This window comes from Jiella pacifica, from assembly GCF_010500815.1.
Taxonomy (GTDB): domain Bacteria; phylum Pseudomonadota; class Alphaproteobacteria; order Rhizobiales; family Rhizobiaceae; genus Jiella; species Jiella pacifica.
In genome coordinates this window covers 54,488-69,333 of sequence record NZ_JAAAMG010000020.1, presented here as the reverse complement: position 1 = coordinate 69,333, position 14,846 = coordinate 54,488, and the positions used below count along the sequence as shown (strand labels likewise).

The 14,846-nt window shown below is 61.4% G+C and carries 17 protein-coding genes; 6 read left to right on the top strand and 11 right to left on the bottom strand.

What is annotated here, in order from left to right; genetic code table 11:
* Positions 1-94: 94 nt before the first annotated feature.
* Positions 95-889, bottom strand: coding sequence for a heparan-alpha-glucosaminide N-acetyltransferase (locus GTK09_RS20455; protein ID WP_163465262.1), 795 nt, complete (start codon positions 887-889; stop codon positions 95-97).
* A gap of 190 nt (positions 890-1,079) precedes the next feature.
* Here GTK09_RS20455 and GTK09_RS20450 point away from each other — a divergent pair, with 190 nt between their 5' ends.
* Positions 1,080-1,514: a MerR family transcriptional regulator gene (locus tag GTK09_RS20450; RefSeq protein WP_083591520.1), complete on the top strand. Its 435-nt coding sequence runs from the start codon at positions 1,080-1,082 to the stop codon at positions 1,512-1,514.
* A gap of 90 nt (positions 1,515-1,604) precedes the next feature.
* Positions 1,605-1,856 carry a hypothetical protein gene (locus GTK09_RS20445; protein ID WP_163465261.1) on the top strand — a complete coding sequence of 84 codons (252 nt, stop codon included), beginning with the start codon at positions 1,605-1,607 and terminating at the stop codon, positions 1,854-1,856.
* Positions 1,857-1,935: 79 nt separating this feature from the next.
* On the opposite strand, the gene GTK09_RS20440 is transcribed toward GTK09_RS20445, so the two are convergent.
* The 8 genes from GTK09_RS20440 to GTK09_RS20405 form a co-directional block, all read right to left on the bottom strand.
* On the bottom strand, positions 1,936-2,712 hold the full coding sequence (locus GTK09_RS20440; RefSeq protein ID WP_245308685.1) for a L,D-transpeptidase: 777 nt from the start codon (positions 2,710-2,712) through the stop codon (positions 1,936-1,938).
* Between the two features lie 668 nt (positions 2,713-3,380).
* Positions 3,381-3,896, bottom strand: a complete 516-nt coding sequence (locus GTK09_RS20435; protein WP_083591522.1) for a copper chaperone PCu(A)C domain-containing protein — start codon at positions 3,894-3,896, stop codon at positions 3,381-3,383.
* Between the two features lie 67 nt (positions 3,897-3,963).
* On the bottom strand, positions 3,964-4,575 hold the full coding sequence (locus GTK09_RS20430) for a hypothetical protein (protein WP_245308686.1): 612 nt from the start codon (positions 4,573-4,575) through the stop codon (positions 3,964-3,966).
* A gap of 143 nt (positions 4,576-4,718) precedes the next feature.
* On the bottom strand, positions 4,719-5,339 hold the full coding sequence (locus tag GTK09_RS20425; RefSeq protein ID WP_083591524.1) for an SCO family protein: 621 nt from the start codon (positions 5,337-5,339) through the stop codon (positions 4,719-4,721).
* On the bottom strand, positions 5,336-5,821 hold the full coding sequence (locus GTK09_RS20420; protein ID WP_083591525.1) for a copper chaperone PCu(A)C: 486 nt from the start codon (positions 5,819-5,821) through the stop codon (positions 5,336-5,338). The genes GTK09_RS20425 and GTK09_RS20420 overlap by 4 nt, the downstream gene beginning before the upstream one ends.
* Complete coding sequence (locus tag GTK09_RS20415; RefSeq protein ID WP_163465260.1) at positions 5,818-6,288, bottom strand: DUF411 domain-containing protein; 471 nt, start codon at positions 6,286-6,288, stop codon at positions 5,818-5,820. Before GTK09_RS20415 ends, GTK09_RS20420 begins: the two co-directional genes overlap by 4 nt.
* 32 nt (positions 6,289-6,320) lie before the next feature.
* Positions 6,321-6,911 (bottom strand): methyltransferase family protein, encoded by a 591-nt coding sequence (locus GTK09_RS20410; protein ID WP_163465259.1) that lies wholly within the window; start codon positions 6,909-6,911, stop codon positions 6,321-6,323.
* Positions 6,908-9,130, bottom strand: a complete 2,223-nt coding sequence (locus tag GTK09_RS20405; RefSeq protein ID WP_163465290.1) for a heavy metal translocating P-type ATPase — start codon at positions 9,128-9,130, stop codon at positions 6,908-6,910. Before GTK09_RS20405 ends, GTK09_RS20410 begins: the two co-directional genes overlap by 4 nt.
* A gap of 219 nt (positions 9,131-9,349) precedes the next feature.
* Here GTK09_RS20405 and GTK09_RS20400 point away from each other — a divergent pair, with 219 nt between their 5' ends.
* Positions 9,350-10,162, top strand: a complete 813-nt coding sequence (locus GTK09_RS20400) for an EipB family protein (RefSeq protein WP_163465258.1) — start codon at positions 9,350-9,352, stop codon at positions 10,160-10,162.
* 162 nt (positions 10,163-10,324) lie between these two features.
* Here the strand turns inward: GTK09_RS20400 and GTK09_RS20395 are convergent, their stop codons facing one another.
* Positions 10,325-11,335: a L,D-transpeptidase family protein gene (locus tag GTK09_RS20395; protein WP_245308687.1), complete on the bottom strand. Its 1,011-nt coding sequence runs from the start codon at positions 11,333-11,335 to the stop codon at positions 10,325-10,327.
* Between the two features lie 353 nt (positions 11,336-11,688).
* Between GTK09_RS20395 and GTK09_RS20390 the strand changes: the two genes are divergently transcribed.
* The 3 genes from GTK09_RS20390 (at position 11,689) to GTK09_RS20380 (ending at position 13,903) form a co-directional block, all read left to right on the top strand.
* Positions 11,689-12,846 carry a cell wall hydrolase gene (locus GTK09_RS20390; protein ID WP_246218025.1) on the top strand — a complete coding sequence of 386 codons (1,158 nt, stop codon included), beginning with the start codon at positions 11,689-11,691 and terminating at the stop codon, positions 12,844-12,846.
* Positions 12,847-12,955: 109 nt separating this feature from the next.
* Complete coding sequence (locus tag GTK09_RS20385; RefSeq protein ID WP_163465257.1) at positions 12,956-13,303, top strand: SurA N-terminal domain-containing protein; 348 nt, start codon at positions 12,956-12,958, stop codon at positions 13,301-13,303.
* Between the two features lie 51 nt (positions 13,304-13,354).
* Complete coding sequence (locus GTK09_RS20380) at positions 13,355-13,903, top strand: peptidylprolyl isomerase (protein WP_163465256.1); 549 nt, start codon at positions 13,355-13,357, stop codon at positions 13,901-13,903.
* Between the two features lie 146 nt (positions 13,904-14,049).
* Here the strand turns inward: GTK09_RS20380 and GTK09_RS20375 are convergent, their stop codons facing one another.
* Positions 14,050-14,604, bottom strand: a complete 555-nt coding sequence (locus GTK09_RS20375; protein WP_083591532.1) for a L,D-transpeptidase — start codon at positions 14,602-14,604, stop codon at positions 14,050-14,052.
* Positions 14,605-14,846 lie beyond the last annotated feature (242 nt).

The window sequence follows — 14,846 nt, the reverse complement described above, 5'->3', positions numbered from 1 at the left end:
ATGCTCGTGAGGGCACGACTATCTGACGACTGTGCTTGATGATCCCGATCACTGCTGATCTCCGTGGTTGAGGATGGGTGTTGGCTTCGGCAAACTAGGTCGCCGCCAGTCGGGTGAAAGCGACGAAACCGCCGAACAGAAGGGGCTGGTGAAGCAGGTAGATCGGCAGCGTTCGTTTCCCGATCCACACCAGTGCCCTGGTGAGGGCGCCTTCCGCAGGCTTCTGCGATGTATGTCCTGCCGTCTGCCTGGACAGGAAGAGGCGAGTGCAGCCCATCCCGGCGAGCGTGACGCCGAACCACGGGAACACGGGAACGAAGTCGTTCGCCATTGGCGGATTTGCGGCAAAGCCGATCCAGGCGAGGATTCGGGTGTCGAAGGTGGATGTCTCAAAGAAGAAGGGCGCCGCGAGCATCACCAGGGCGGCAAGCAAGATCAGCCCTGTCGGAAGCGGCAGGAAGGCAAGTCCGAGCACCGAGGCCAGCGCGATCGCATGGAGGATCCCGAAATAGATGAACCCTTCGGGGAACAGGACATAGGTGATGATCGAGATCGCGGCGGCGGCCGCGACGAGCTTGGCAAGACGTACAAGAAACTTGCGCCAGCGAACGTTGCTCTCGTGGGCCAGGACCAGGCTGACGCCGGCGAGAAACATGAAGGAGCCGGCAAGGGCGCGGGCGAAGATCGTGACCGGCCCGCTGAACATCACTGCGGGCGAGATGAAGCCGAAGAAGTTCAGGTCCCAGCCGAAATGGTAGAGGACGACGCCGATGATGGCCAAGCCGCGCCACACGTCGACGAAGACGTACCGTGCCGGAGAGGCGGGCTGGGTTTGCGCGACGCTTGTGCCCCTCGTAGCCGCCTTCGCGTCATCGAGGGTCGCCGACATCAGGTTTCCTCGCCCTTGGCCGGCGAAGAAAACGCCGCGCAGCTTGCGACCCAGCAGGCCTTTTTCTCGGCGGGATGGGCAGAGCGCACCGCGACTGAACGTCCCAAATTGAAGAGAGTCATCCCTGAGCTCCTTGCACAATATCTCGCGCGCCGATAGTTCCTCCAGCGACTAGAGGAGCAAGCAAAAAATGGCTAAACGTGGATATTCCATCGGCGAAGCCTCACAGCGCAGCGGCGTGAAGGTCACGACCATCAGGTTCTATGAGGGCATCGGACTGATCTCACCTCCGATCCGAACGGAGGGAAACCGTCGCCAGTACCGGGAAGAGGAGATCGAGCGTATCACCTTCATCCGGCATGCGCGCGAGCTCGGCTTCGAGATCGAGGACATCCGGGGCCTCTTGAGCATGGCCAAAAGGCCCAACGCCTCCTGCCAGGAGGCCGATCGGATCGCCCGTCATCACATGAAGGGCGTGGATCGCCGGATCAACCAGTTGAACCTGCTCCGCAAGGAGCTCCAGCGAATGATCGATGAATGCGGACACGGCCGGGTCTGTAACTGCCGCGTCATCCAGACGCTGGCCGACCACTCCCAGTGTCAGCACCACCTGACCGACGCTTGAGTCCGGCGCAGCCCCGGAATATCGCTTGCTCCTACAGCGGCTGGAGGAACTATCGGCCTCCTTCATGGATCTTCTCGATGGAAGGCGCTGATGAGACGAGCCCTGCACAATCTGGTGATTGGCATATATGCCTTCGTCTACGCCGTTCTTGGCCTCCTCCTCGGCGTCACGACCGGTTTCCTCACGCTGAAGCTTGTGGAGACCATCTTCGGCCTCGGCAACGCCTCTCCGGCCCTTCTTCAATTGGCCGTCGCGGGCTGGGCGATATTCCTCGCGGTGCTCGCGCCCGTCGCCTATCTCCGGTCGTCGGCAGGCGATCGTCTGTCCCAAAGCGGGACCTGATCCCGGAACAGGAAGTCTGAAGGGGCCGGCGCCGGTGAGCCGGCCTAAGCGGATCCCGCTAGGCCGGGCTTGCTGCAAGCTATGTCGAAATCGCCGTCGATTGATCGGGAATGACCACGATCGGTGTGCCGTCCGGGACACGGCCGTAAAGGTCGATGACGTCCTGGTTCAAAAGCCGGATACAGCCCGAGGACACGGCCCGTCCGATCGACCATGCCTGATTGGTCCCGTGAACGCGGTAGAGGGTGTCCCGCCCGTCCTGGAAGATGTAGAGCGCCCGAGCGCCCAGGGGATTGTCGAGGCTCGGCGGCATGCCCCCATTGGCGGCACTGTAAGGCGCCAGCTCGGGCTGCCGCTCGATCATCTCGGCAGGCGGAGTCCAGGTCGGCCATTTGCGCTTGTAGGCGATGACCGCACGTCCCGACCAGGAGAAGCCGTCGCGGCCGACGCCAATCCCGTAACGCATGGCTTTTCCGCCTTCCCTTACCAGATAGAGATATTTGGCGGGTGTGTCGACGACCAGCGTTCCGACGCGCTCCTGCGTCGGGTAGTCGACGACCTGCCGCCAGAGATGCGGCTCGAGCTTCCTGACGTTGACGGCCGGGATCGGAAAGCGTTCATTCGGCAGAGCCTGGTACATCGCAGGACGAATTGGCTCCGGTTCCGGTTCGGGAACGATGATGGGCGCCGGTGTCGGCGTGCCGACGCAGCCCGAGAGGGCGACGGTGGCCGCTCCGATCAGAAAGGCGCGGCGATGGACCTTGCTGCCGACGTGAGCGAGGCTGCCTTGGTGAGGTGAAGAAGCCGGCAACGGACGCATGTCGGTCCCGCTCCGCCGCTTTTTGAGATTGATCATGCTATTTCCTCGAAATGTAAGTCAGTGTGGAGCACGAGCGTGCTCGCCGGACCCGAAGCGCGCGTTTGCGGGCTCTGCGACAGGGCGCACCAGAAAGCGGTGGCTGCGGATGGGATGCTCTTTCGGCGAGGGCTCAGGCGCTCGGCTTTGTCGCCTTCAATCCTGAAGGCACAACGAGAGCCTCGCGTCAGACCGTCGCCCACCGCAGCAGAGGATTAGGCGGCCGATCGATACGGGCCGACGCTTGTCCCGATCCGTGGCTTTTCGGGGTAGGACGAGGAGACGAAACCGATCGGTGACAGCCGACGACGACGGGCGGGGAAGCCTGAACGGCGGCAAATTTGCAATGCAAGCTGTCGGATGGGAAGGCGTCGCTCGGTCCGGACGGTGACGGTATTCGGTCATCGGCTGCGTCGCCCGTCATGGCGAGGAGCGCCACGGCGCTTGGCTCCAGCATGAGCAGATCGTTGCAAGAGCCGGGGACGGGCTGGGCGAGGCTCACCGATCCGAGCAGGAGATTGGCCAGCAGCATGAGCCGAATGAAGCACTTCATCATCGAGGTCTTAGCAGCAGGGCCGTTGCCTTGCGCTTAAGACACGGACGAGATTGATTCATCTGGCTCGGAAAATGGGCGATGGCGCCGCCATCAAAGGTCCGCAGGCGCAGCGTCAAGGGCGCCCCGTCTGCGGCATGCCGTGATGGTGATCTTCGAGCGCTGCCCCGTCAGGCTTGATCATTGCCGCGACTTCAGCCGACGTACCGTTCGCGTAGAGGATTTCCAGACTGACCTGTTCACCCACGCGGAGCGCCAGTTTCCCAGGATCGATGGATAGAAAGACCCCTCCAGGCCGCATCAACAGTTCAGAATGGGCAGGGATCGAGAGGGTCTCTTGCACAACCACCCGCGCCTCGCCCTTTGTCTTGACCGTCTGGACGAACGTGATCTCCTCGAAGGCACTGCTGCGCATGTCAGTGATGCTGGTGCTTTGGTCTGTCCCATTCCAAATGACCAGGTAGCCCTCCAGCGACGGATCATCGGAGTTTGAAGAGATGATCAGATCCGCGTGCTCAACGACGACTTCGGCAGAACGTTGCGGTTCCTGCGTACCAGCGCTCAATCCGATGCTGCTCTGAGCGAGAAGAGTGGCAGTGGTTGCCAACAACGGGGCTATGCGGCCAAACATGTGCGGCTCCCTTACGCTGAGTTCAGGGGCGGTTCACGGTAACGGTCCGCGTCCGCTGCGGCGGTGCCTATGTGTTCAATTCCTGCAGCGTGTTGATGTAGGCCTCCGGGAAGAGGAGCGAACTTGGTGTGCGCAGGCCCATATATTGGGCGATGTCCCCCACGAAGGCACTGCAGTTGTAGAGCACTGCGTGCCAGACCGGCGAGCTCGCTTGGAGCTCGCGAATATAGTCGACCACGTCGTCATATTCGGCCTTCGACAGGTCGAGGCGGTAGCGCGCCGTCATGTACTGATCTTCAAGATCGCCGTCGCTCGGGCCAGTCTCAGAGGGAACGGGAATGATGTGCCCGAGCACGTAGGGAACGTCGCTTGTCGAAGCGGGGTGAAGGCCTGCAACCTCCCGTGTGAGAATGTCTCCCTTTGCGTTCCTTCTGCCGAACATCGCAAAGGTGTGACCATAGCTCTCGGCCGAGCGGGCACGAAATTCCAGATAATAGAGTTCCTGGACTGCTTCGCCCGAAGGGGTATCTGCCGTGGGGATAGGATTCGCTGCAGCTCTGTCGGTCTCGAGCGCCCCAGTCGATACGGTGGATACGGGCGGCGTATCGGTTGAACTGCCGGTAGACGCGCACCCCGCCGCAAAGGCGACCGCCACGCCTAGTAATGCGATCCTGATCAAATTTGTTATTCCTGTTTTCATTCTGTCTCTTGCATCCATGCAAGGGTTGCTGCCCCGGACCGCTAATTGATTGGACGCCACGTTTCTAACGTCCTTCCGGCGTCGTTAGGGCCGGTGGACGAAATTATTGCCGCCAACGTGCCCTAAATGGCCAAAAGACGCTCGATTTTCTGCCGCTGAACGTCCTTTGATTCGTGGCTGTCCAGGATTCCGAAGAAATCGCCTTTGCGGTCGAACAGGTAGACGCCGGCGGGATGATCGACGGTGTAGTTCCCGCTATCCAGTGGCACGATCGCCCGATAGGCCTTGAACACCTTGAAGGCTCGGTCGACCTCCTCCTCAGCACCCGTCAAGCCAACGATGCGCGGATCGAAGGATTGCAGATACTCGTTCAAACGCTCCGGCGTGTCACGCTTCGGATCGCCGGAGAGCAGCACCACTTGGAGGTCATCACCTTGCGGGCCTAAATCGTCGAGAAGCACTGACAACTCTCCTAGGGTCGTGGGACAAACGTCGGGGCAGTTGGTGAAGCCGAAGAACAGCGCCACTGGAGTGCCACGAAAGTCAGACCAAGTTCGACGCTGGCCTTCATCATCGACAAGCGTGAACTCGCCGCCGATGTCTGCCACGCCGGTTGAGCTAACGGGCGTGATCGGCCGCTGACTTGCGCTTTGTAGGAACATCAACCCCACAACCGAGCCAAGCCCTGTGAAGAGCACGACCACAGCACTCCAAAGGATCCAGCGAAAGACGGTAAAGCTCATGGTTGGTGCCCTCCATGAGCATCCGCTGCCGCTTCGGGGCGCACGCCGAAGCCCTCGACCATAAACTCGATCGGAACCTCTCCTGCCCGTTCGAAAACCAACGTGCCGGCAAAGGGCTTGCCCTTCTGGATCGGCTCCTTAATGCCTGTCAGCATCGCGTGTGTGCCGCCCGGCTCCAGGGTTACCGTCGCGCCGGCTGGGATGGTAAGGCCGTTCGTGAGTGGACGCATCTTCGCGACGCTGTCGACGATTACCGAGGTATGGAGTTCGAAGCCTTCCGATATCTCGGCCGAACCGCCAACTAGCCTGTCCGTCTCGGTTCCATTGTTGGTCACCGTCACGTAACCGGCGCCGGTACGCGCGCCGGATGGCGTCGTCCGGGACCAGGGATGATCAATGACGAGATCTCCCGTCTTGAATTCATGCGCAGCGGTGACGCCGGTGAGGGCGACGGATATGGCGAAGGCGATCGGCAATCTCATTCTGCAGTCGATCCTTTCGGTTGGGGGTAGCTGGCAAAGATTTCGGTTGAGCCATCCTTCAGGACAAGCAGAACATCATAGGGCTCGTCACTCTCGCCCATGCCGGGCGACCCCGCCGGCATACCCGGTACCGTCAAGCCGATCGCGTCGGGCCGCTCGGTGAGGAGGCGTGTGACGTCCCTGGCTGGAACGTGGCCTTCAAGGACGTAACCCTCAGCGAACCCGGTATGGCAGGAGGTCAGCTCTGGCGTCAGACCGGCCCCGGTCTTCTTCGCCCAGAGATCCGCCATGGCAAGGTTCTCGTTCGTGACTTCGAACCCGGCTTCTTCCAGATGCCGCACCCAGCCCAGGCAGCAGCCGCAGCCGGAGGTCGAGAACACCTCGACCTTCTCGCCCGCAGCCGCGAGTGCAGAGGTCGACAGCAGGCTTAGCGCGCCTGCCACAAGTAATTTTCGGTACACATCCATGGTATCTTCCTTCCTGTTGATTTCCTTTAGATTCAGCGTCGAACCGATCGCCAGTAGGCCGCGTAATCGGCCCCGAAGGCGTTTTCGAGAAACATCTCCTCGTCCCACACCTGGATCTCGCAAGCGAGCCAGAACGCCACCGTGCAAGCGACTATTACAGCGGACGGCAGAGCCAAGGCCAATCCCAGCGCCAGCATCAGCATGCCGAGAAACACGGGGTTCTGGGACATGCCGAACAGGCCGGTCGTGACCAGCGCATCCGGAGCCCTCTCCGGAACACCCACTCGCCACCGCCGCTCCATGTTCGACTGCGCGATCGCCGTCAGGAGCGATCCCAGGAGCGCTATCGCCAGCCCGGTGAGGCGAAGCGAAGCGGGGATATCGATCATCGGGCGCAGCACGGCCCATCCGAGACCGATCGCATAGCCGCCGGCGCCGAAGATCGCTCCGACGATGCTCAAGCGGAACAGTCGCTGGGCGGCTCGCTGGCGGGTGGAGCCGCCGAACCCATAAGCCTTGTGCCCGACCGCCGAGGAGGTTCGCCCGGTGGCGAGCATCAGCCAGAGGCAGGTGACCGCCAGGAGAACGAGAGGTCCGGAGCGAAGAAGGGCGGCGTCGGTCAACGGGCTCTCCAGCCCAGGAGCCGCATGGCGTTTGCCGTGACGAGGACGGTCGCGCCGGTGTCGGCGAGAATGGCGGGCCAGAGGCCGGTGATGCCGAGAAGCGTCGTGACCAGGAACACCGCCTTCAGCCCCAGTGCGATGGTGATGTTCTGACGGATGTTGCCCATCGTCGATCGCGACAGCGCGATCATATCCGGGATGTCTCGGACCCGAGCGTGCAGGACGGCCGCATCGGCGGTCTCCAGCGCCACGTCCGTTCCACCGCCCATGGCGATGCCGATGTCGGCGGCCGCGAGCGCTGGGGCGTCGTTGATGCCGTCGCCCACCTTTGCGACGAGATAGCCGCTCATCTGAAGATCGCGGACAATTTTTTGTTTGTCCTGCGGCAGGAGCTCTGCCCGCGCTTCGATCCCGAGGCCGGCTGCCACAGCTTCAGCGGTCCTGCGATTGTCGCCCGTCAGCATGAGCGTGCGGATCCCCGCCGCCTTCAACGCGGCGAGGCCCTCCCTTGCGTCGGGCCGCGGCTCGTCGCGCATGGCGATCAGCCCCGCGACCGCATTGCCGACCAGCAACACGGAAACCGTCTTGCCTTCGTGGTTGAGGGTGCCGATCGTGAGGTCCCGGTCTTGCAACGGAACACGCTTCGCGGCGGCCTGCGGAGAGCCAAGGAACACCCGCTCTCCGCCAACGGAGCCGGTGACGCCTTCTCCTGGGATAGCCTGTGCATCGAAGGCGGGCGGAACTGGGACCGAAGAGGTTTTGGCGAGATCGAGAATGGCCGAGGCCAGCGGATGGCTGGATCCTTGCTCCATGGCGGCCGCCAGCGAGATGACGTCGCGTGCAGACCGGCTGACCGGGATGACGTCGACCACCTTCGGCTTGCCCTCGGTGATCGTGCCCGTCTTGTCGAGCGCGACGGCGGTGACCTTGCCGAGGTTCTCCAGTACCGCGCCGCCCTTCATCAGGAGGCCGCGACGGGCGCCGGCGGACAGGCCGGCAGCGATGGCGGCAGGCGTCGAGATGACCAGGGCGCAGGGGCAGCCGATCAGCAGGATCGCCAAGGCCTTATAAACCCACTCGTTCCACGGCTCGCCAAACAGAAGCGGCGGAAGGACCGCCGTCAGCGCTGCAATGCCGATGACGCCGGGCGTGTAGAACCTCGAGAAGCGATCGATGAAGCGCTCGGTCGGGGCCTTCTTCTCCTGCGCCTCCTCGACCAGCCGCACCACGCGGGCGATGGTGTTGTCGGCCGCGGCCGCGGTAACCCTGACGCGCAGCACGCCGTCGGTGTTGATCGTGCCGGCGAAGACGGTGTCCCCGTTACCCTTGCGCTTGGGAACGCTCTCGCCCGTGACCGGCGCCTCGTCGATCTCGCTCGAGCCCTCGACAATGACACCATCGGCCGCGATCCGGTCGCCCGGGCGAGTCATGATGATGGAGCCGACGGCGAGCCCTTCAGCAGGAACCGACACCGTCCCGCCATCCTGTTCGAGCAGCGCCGTCTTGGGCACGAGGTCCGTCAGGCCCTGGATACTCTTACGCGCCCGGCCCGTGGCCACGCCCTCCAGCATCTCACCGACGAGAAAGAGGAGCACGACGGCCGCCGCCTCTTCCACGGCGCCGATAATCACGGCGCCAATGGCAGCGATCGTCATCAGCATCTCGATCGAGAACGGTGTCCCGAAACGCGCCGCGACAATTGCGCGCCGGGCGATCGGGATCAGTCCGACGGCGAGCGCCAGGAGAAAGGCCCAGCGCTCGATGGCAGGAAAGGCCAACCCAGCGAGATAGGCAACGGCCAGAGCCGCCCCACAAGCGAATGTCAGCAGCGCCTTCTGCATGCGCCACCAAGGCTTATCATCGGCATCATCATGGCTATGCGAGTGAAGACCATGGCCGTGACCATGCTCATGGCCGTGTTGGTGTTCGCCAGAGCAGTGATCATGCTTATGGTCGTGAGCGCTGTCTGTTATCGCAGACCGTTCACCTGAACCGGTGCCTGCGGCGGATGCGCCGTAGCCAAGATTTTTTACCTGCCGGACAAGCGCTTCGCCCGACATCGCCTCGCCATGGGTCACCGTCATCGTACCGGCTGCGACCGAGACCGCGACGTCCTCCACACCGGGCAGGCGTCGAACGGCCGTGTCGATTTTGGCCGCGCAGGAGGCGCAGTCCATGCCGCTGACGCGGTAGCGTGTTTGATGAAGCGCTGTTGTCATCGAAGGGGATCCCACATTCATGCCGGCATGCTACTTTCTCCAGCGACTGGAGGAGCAAGAGAAAATTCGCGCAAAAATGTCTGACAGTTGAAGCGTCGAAAGCGAGCGCGACTGGCGCTCAAGAACTGCAGCGGAGAGAGTTGCTCTTCAGTGCTAGCTCGGCGATAGAAGCTGGCTGGCAGGAACATCTGGAGTGATGTTGAAGAGAGGGCAGCAGAAATGTCGCATGTGATGGGCCTCTTACTGACAATCCCTGCCGTATTGGCGGCAACTGGATCGATCGCCGCGAGCCTTGCGCCGCATCGAGCGGTTTATGATCTTGTCCTGACGTCGAAATCGATGGATCTGCTGGACGGATCGGGCAGGATCGCGATCGAGCTTCGTCAGGGGACCTGCGGAACGTTCGATCTCGACTATCGCTTCGTTGCCCGGTTTGAGCGCGAAGACGCCACCGTTGTGACCGACCAGCAGACGGTGTCCACCGAGAATACCGTCGCGAACACCTTCACCTTCACCACCAAGACCTTTGTGGATGGCGCTCCGGCGTGGGTGATCCGGGGTCAGGCGACCAATTCAGGGTCCTCGACAAGGGTTGATCTGCAGGAGCCCGAGGTCCGCAGCATCCAGCTTCCGCTGTCGGTCTTTCCGTCTGCCCACACGCGGGAGCTGGTCGAGAAGGCGAAGGCGGGTGAGAGCATCGTTGAGACCAGGCTGTTTGACGGCGACAACGAGGCCGATAAGCTCCTGTCCACCACCGCCCTCATCACTCCGATCGAAGAAGATTCGCCTTCAGCGGAGCGCGTCGCTCGCGAGTTGCCTGAAGAGCTGAGAGGACTACAAGGCTGGAGAGTCAATGAGGCCTATTACAACAGCGACAGCGATCCCGAGGGGCTGCCGCTCTTCCAAACCACCTACACCCTCTTCGAGAACGGCATCTCCGGAGAAATCGCCTTCGACACGGGTGACTACGGCTTCGCAGGGACGCTGACCCAGCTCGATTTGCTTGCGGCACCGGACTGCCCGCGTCAATAGGCGACGATCGGTGGCGGTTGGGACGACCCTCAAACAAATACAAAGTTCAGCAGCAGCTTCACGTTCAAGGTCGCGATCACGACCGCGATGAATCCCGCTAGGCCGATGAGCCAAACCGGCGCAACATAAGGAAAGCGAGCAAGGTCATCCCGATCATCGGTCTCATTCCTGTTCCTGGGGCGAATGCGGATCAGCGAGCGCCGCATCCGGACGGCTGATCGGGACCGACGTCAGCGATGTCCTCCTGGCAAGCGCTTTCTTCCCAACCCGCTCGAGCAGCTTCCTGAAGGTGGGATGCATGCCGCCGTCGGCGTAGGCATGGGCCGAGAATGCAGCGCCATTCGCCAACAGTTGCTCCGCGGCTGCGAGATCAGTCTCGGTTCTGCCTGCGACAACTGGCTCTGCCGAATTGGCAGAAGGAGGGCATGCCGCCAGAGGGTCGCGCGGCTCTCCTCCCTGAAACTCGGTGTCAAAGACATAGCGGCCGCTGCAGTACGAGACTTTGGGTTGCTGTCGGCTCACCTCGAAGACGTCGTTTCCACGCTTCAGATCGGTCCAGAAGGCGAAATTCGGATCGTTACGGTTCTTCGCCAGGTTCTGCGGCGTCATTCGGAACGGAAACGCCTGAACCTGGAAGGCGATCTGGCCGCCCTGGAGCGCTTCGCGGGCAATCGCGTAGATCTCTGCAACGCCCTCGTCGGTCAGCGCGTAGCATCCCGATGACGAGCAGGCTCCGTGGACCATGAGCGCATCGCCCGTGTAGCCGAGAGCCGCCTCAAGCCGGTTTGGGTAACCGAAGTTGAACGACAGGTAGTATTGGGAATTTGGGTTCAGCATGCCGGCGTTAACATGATAGAAGCCCTCCGGCGCTTGGCGATCGCCGTCCTGTTTCTTCGGACCCAACTTCCCGGACCATCGGCACATCGGATAGACCTTCAAAAGCGCAAACTGGCCACTGCGGTCGCGTTTCCAGATCTCCAACTCGCTTTCCTGCTTGAAGATCCTGATCAGGATAGGCGCCGAGGGAGACATGGATTTCCGCGACATCTCGGCCATGAGCGCTGTGGGAATAGGCTGTGTCGCCTTGCTGTCTACCTCAAGAACGCTGGAGACGCATGCGCTCAGCACGAGGGCCAGCGCCCCGATCCCCGCCATCCTGATCGCTTGCAGCATTCTCTAAACCCGTGTCTGGTTCGCGCATCCCATTATTGCGCGATAAGGCTGTTCCGCCCAGCTTCGACATAGTGTGGTTAAGGAGACGTTGTCGCCAAACTGTGTCGAACAGCTTGCAAATCTGGATCAGCGCTCGGTCTCAACCGCTCGTCGGTGCGCTCCTGAGCAATCGGCGGTCGTGTGCCGTGCCATACAATCGCCTCCGAGCGCCCGTTAACCGCCGATTAGGGTTAACAGATAATGATGACCCGCATTCGGTGAGGGGGATCGGGGGACGTCATGGGAAACCACCGGAACAACAGACAGTTCGCGGCTTGAAGTTGCCAGTCCGCTCAATTGTTAAACGCGCTGTCTTGTTCGGCTTGATTTCGTGCGCTTCAGTTCTCATTCCGAGCGAGCAAGCGACGTTCCAGGAAAGAGCAGCGTCCGGACGCGGCGCGGCCGCTCTAGAGCAGCATTTAGAGAGGGTCGCCGCTTCCAAAGAAGCTGCAGGGGTTAGCCAGTCGCTCGACGGTTTAGGATCGGCAGGTAAAGAACGTTTAGAGGCTATTGACCGACATAAGATTAGCCCGGAAGCCGCATCTCTAACCATAACGGCAAGCGTTGCAGAAAGACCGCAGCGCCTGCCTCGAGTTTCGATGGTTGAAGCCAGTAGAACCTCCTCCGGGAAGGGAGGCCGTGTTCTCGTCGCCGCGGATCATAGCCGCTCAAGTTCTCTCAACTTAATACGGCGTCAAGGCATTCTGCGGCCGGCACTCGGGACCGGGGACGAGCAAGTACGCACGACGCTCGCCGGGCCAGAGTCGATCGAGGGTCGCGTCCGGACCGCCACGGTTTTTCGTTCAAGGTACTCCAATCTCCGATCACCCGAGGCTGGAGACGGAGAAATCAATGCGCAGTTGCCTTCCAGCTCTAGTGAACGTGCAGCAGATGCCGCCGGTAAGAAGGACGAGCTCCTGACGCTTGCCTATGCGCCCGCAGTCAGACCGGAGCTTTCGCCTTTCAATCATGTTCTCGGTGAGCCGAAGAGGAGCTTCGTGCCGCCGCTCGGGCCGGAAGACCACTCCTGGGCCGCAACGCCACTGCCGGCCTCCGCCTTCGCAAAAGATGAGCAGACGTGCCTTGCCAATGGCCTCTACTTCGAGGCGCGCGGCGAAGAAGAAAGGGGTCAGGCCGCGGTCGCGCAGGTCATCCTCAACCGTGTCCGCAATCCAGCCTACCCCGATACCATCTGCGGTGTCGTCTATCAGAATCAGAGTTGGAAGAACCGTTGCCAGTTCTCTTTCGCGTGTGATGACATCGCGGATCGCATCACTGATCGCCGCGCCTATGAGACAGCCGAGCTTATCGGCCATAAGGTCACCAACGGAGAGATCTGGCTTCCGAGCGTCGGTTCCGCCACCAATTACCATGCAACCTATGTCAGCCCGCGGTGGGCCCAGGCTATGAAGCGCGTCGACAAGATCGGACGCCATATTTTTTATCGGACGTTCGGCGGTGGCTGGGATTGAATGGCGGCGCTTCGTTCAGTTTTGTTATTCCACGGCCGCTCGCGAGACTCACCTTTCAGGATAGCGAGGCAAATCTAGGCTGGCTCAACTCTCAGAAGGGTAGCATCATATGACATCTCTTGGCCTTCGTGGTTTCGCAGCCGCGGCGGTGATGGCAGGAATGATTGCGCCGGTGATGGCGCAAGTGCCGGCACCCGCCCCGTCCTCATCGCCCTCCGAACAGCATGCGCCGGAGAGCGACGATGCCGTGGTGGCGACGGTCAATGGTCAGCCGATCATGAGATCCGAGGTCTTGGAAGTGATCAGCGGCTTGCCGCCACAGTACCAGCAGGTGCCGATCGAGGTGCTGATACCCGAGATGGCCCAACAGATCGCTGCCGTCCGGCTCGTTGCAGAGAAGGCTTATGAGGCCGGACTTCAGAGCGACCCAGAGGTGCAGGCGCGCATAAAAGAGTAGGAGCGCCGTGTTGTCGGGGACGTCTGGTTACAGCGCGAACTGGATCGTCGCATGAGCGACCAGGCATTCCAGGAGGCCTTCGAGGACTATCTCGCAAACAATCCACCACAGGAGCAGGTGAAGGCACGCCACATACTGGTGGAGAGCGAGGACAAGGCCAGAGAGCTTATCGAGCAGCTCACGAATGGAGCTGAGTTCGAGGATCTGGCCAACGCAAATACGACAGATCCGTCTGGAAAGCAGGTGGGCGGTGATCTCGGATGGTTTGCACAAGGGCAGATGGTGCCCGCCTTTGATGAGGCTGCGTTCGAATTAGACGCCGGGGAATTTACGATAGAGCCGGTCAAGACGCCGTTCGGATGGCATGTAATCTTGGTTGAGGAGAGGCGAATCCCTCCGCAGCCGACTTTGCAGGAGATAAAGTCGCAGCTTCATGAACAACTTGTTCAAACCCTTGTGCCGCAGATTATGGCCGAGGTGAAGCAAGGGGCGGACATTCAGATGATGGATGTGAAAGGCGAGATGCCGAGTTCTCGCGAGGCAGCACCGGCAGACCTGATTTTCGGCACCGTGGTCGATAAACCGGAATCGCAGCAATGATAGGCAGAGAAGGCGCAACCTCGCGCCGGGGTGCAGCCACGTCGTAGGACCGATCAGTTACCCCAGGAGACACTGGAAATTGAGGCGAAGGCTATGCTCATCGAAAATGGCGTCGTCTGTCGTGGGCTGATGCGGGATCCACGCGTTCACCGCACTACCACCACCTCGGCTCCGACGCTGACGCGGTCATAAAGGTCGATGACGTGGTCGTTGATCATGCGGATGCAGCCGTTCGAGACCGCCTTGCCGATCGATGACGGCTCGTTGGTCCCGTGAATCCGGTAGAAGGTATCCTGGCCGTTACGGTAGAGGTAAAGGGCCCGGGCGCCGAGCGGATTTCCCGGGCCGCCCTTCAAGCCGCCAGCGTATCTCGCGTACTTTCCCGGCTCGCGCTTGATCATGTTCGGGGTCGGCGTCCATCGCGGCCATTCAGCCTTGCGTCCGACAATGGCATCGCCGGAAAAGCGCAATCCCGCCCGGCCGACGCCGATCCCGTAGCGCCGGGCAAAGCCGCCTTCTTTCACCAGGTAAAGGAACCTTGCACCGGGGTCCACCACGATGGTGGCGGGTCGATAGCCGGAAAAGGGTACGCGCTGGGGCAGGAATTGCGGATCGAGCTGGAACTCGCCGTGCGCGCCGGCCTCGGTGGCGAGGACCATCCATGCGGCCACGCCGGCCAGAAGCTGCCGCCGATCGATCATCTGCTGCTCTCCCTCAAGTCAACATCCATGACGAATGAAGCAGATCACCATAGCGGCGGTAAATCTTCCGTTGCCATCGATGCGGCGAGGTTCAGGGATAGGGGCTTTCATCTGCCAGGATTGAACGATGTGACTGAAAACATCGGTCGAATGCCCTCACCAGCGTTGGCCTTGCGCCACTAACCTGAGGGTGGAGCTGCCCTCTCATAATCCTGCGCTTCTGCCAGCCTTTGGGTGTTCCT

What these genes read in the sequence shown, in the direction of transcription:
- GTK09_RS20455 (WP_163465262.1), bottom strand. Translation starts at nt 889, where the DNA reads ATGTCGGCGACCCTCGATGACGCGAAGGCGGCTACGAGGGGCACAAGC.
- GTK09_RS20395 (WP_245308687.1), bottom strand. Translation starts at nt 11,335, where the DNA reads ATGCTGCAAGCGATCAGGATGGCGGGGATCGGGGCGCTGGCCCTCGTG.
- GTK09_RS20385 (WP_163465257.1), top strand. Translation starts at nt 12,956, where the DNA reads ATGACATCTCTTGGCCTTCGTGGTTTCGCAGCCGCGGCGGTGATGGCA.
- GTK09_RS20400 (WP_163465258.1), top strand. Translation starts at nt 9,350, where the DNA reads ATGTCGCATGTGATGGGCCTCTTACTGACAATCCCTGCCGTATTGGCG.
- GTK09_RS20435 (WP_083591522.1), bottom strand. Translation starts at nt 3,896, where the DNA reads ATGTTTGGCCGCATAGCCCCGTTGTTGGCAACCACTGCCACTCTTCTC.
- GTK09_RS20440 (WP_245308685.1), bottom strand. Translation starts at nt 2,712, where the DNA reads ATGATCAATCTCAAAAAGCGGCGGAGCGGGACCGACATGCGTCCGTTG.
- GTK09_RS20420 (WP_083591525.1), bottom strand. Translation starts at nt 5,821, where the DNA reads ATGAGATTGCCGATCGCCTTCGCCATATCCGTCGCCCTCACCGGCGTC.
- GTK09_RS20415 (WP_163465260.1), bottom strand. Translation starts at nt 6,288, where the DNA reads ATGGATGTGTACCGAAAATTACTTGTGGCAGGCGCGCTAAGCCTGCTG.
- GTK09_RS20405 (WP_163465290.1), bottom strand. Translation starts at nt 9,130, where the DNA reads ATGACAACAGCGCTTCATCAAACACGCTACCGCGTCAGCGGCATGGAC.
- GTK09_RS20375 (WP_083591532.1), bottom strand. Translation starts at nt 14,604, where the DNA reads ATGATCGATCGGCGGCAGCTTCTGGCCGGCGTGGCCGCATGGATGGTC.
- GTK09_RS20380 (WP_163465256.1), top strand. Translation starts at nt 13,355, where the DNA reads ATGAGCGACCAGGCATTCCAGGAGGCCTTCGAGGACTATCTCGCAAAC.
- GTK09_RS20425 (WP_083591524.1), bottom strand. Translation starts at nt 5,339, where the DNA reads ATGAGCTTTACCGTCTTTCGCTGGATCCTTTGGAGTGCTGTGGTCGTG.
- GTK09_RS20450 (WP_083591520.1), top strand. Translation starts at nt 1,080, where the DNA reads ATGGCTAAACGTGGATATTCCATCGGCGAAGCCTCACAGCGCAGCGGC.
- GTK09_RS20445 (WP_163465261.1), top strand. Translation starts at nt 1,605, where the DNA reads ATGAGACGAGCCCTGCACAATCTGGTGATTGGCATATATGCCTTCGTC.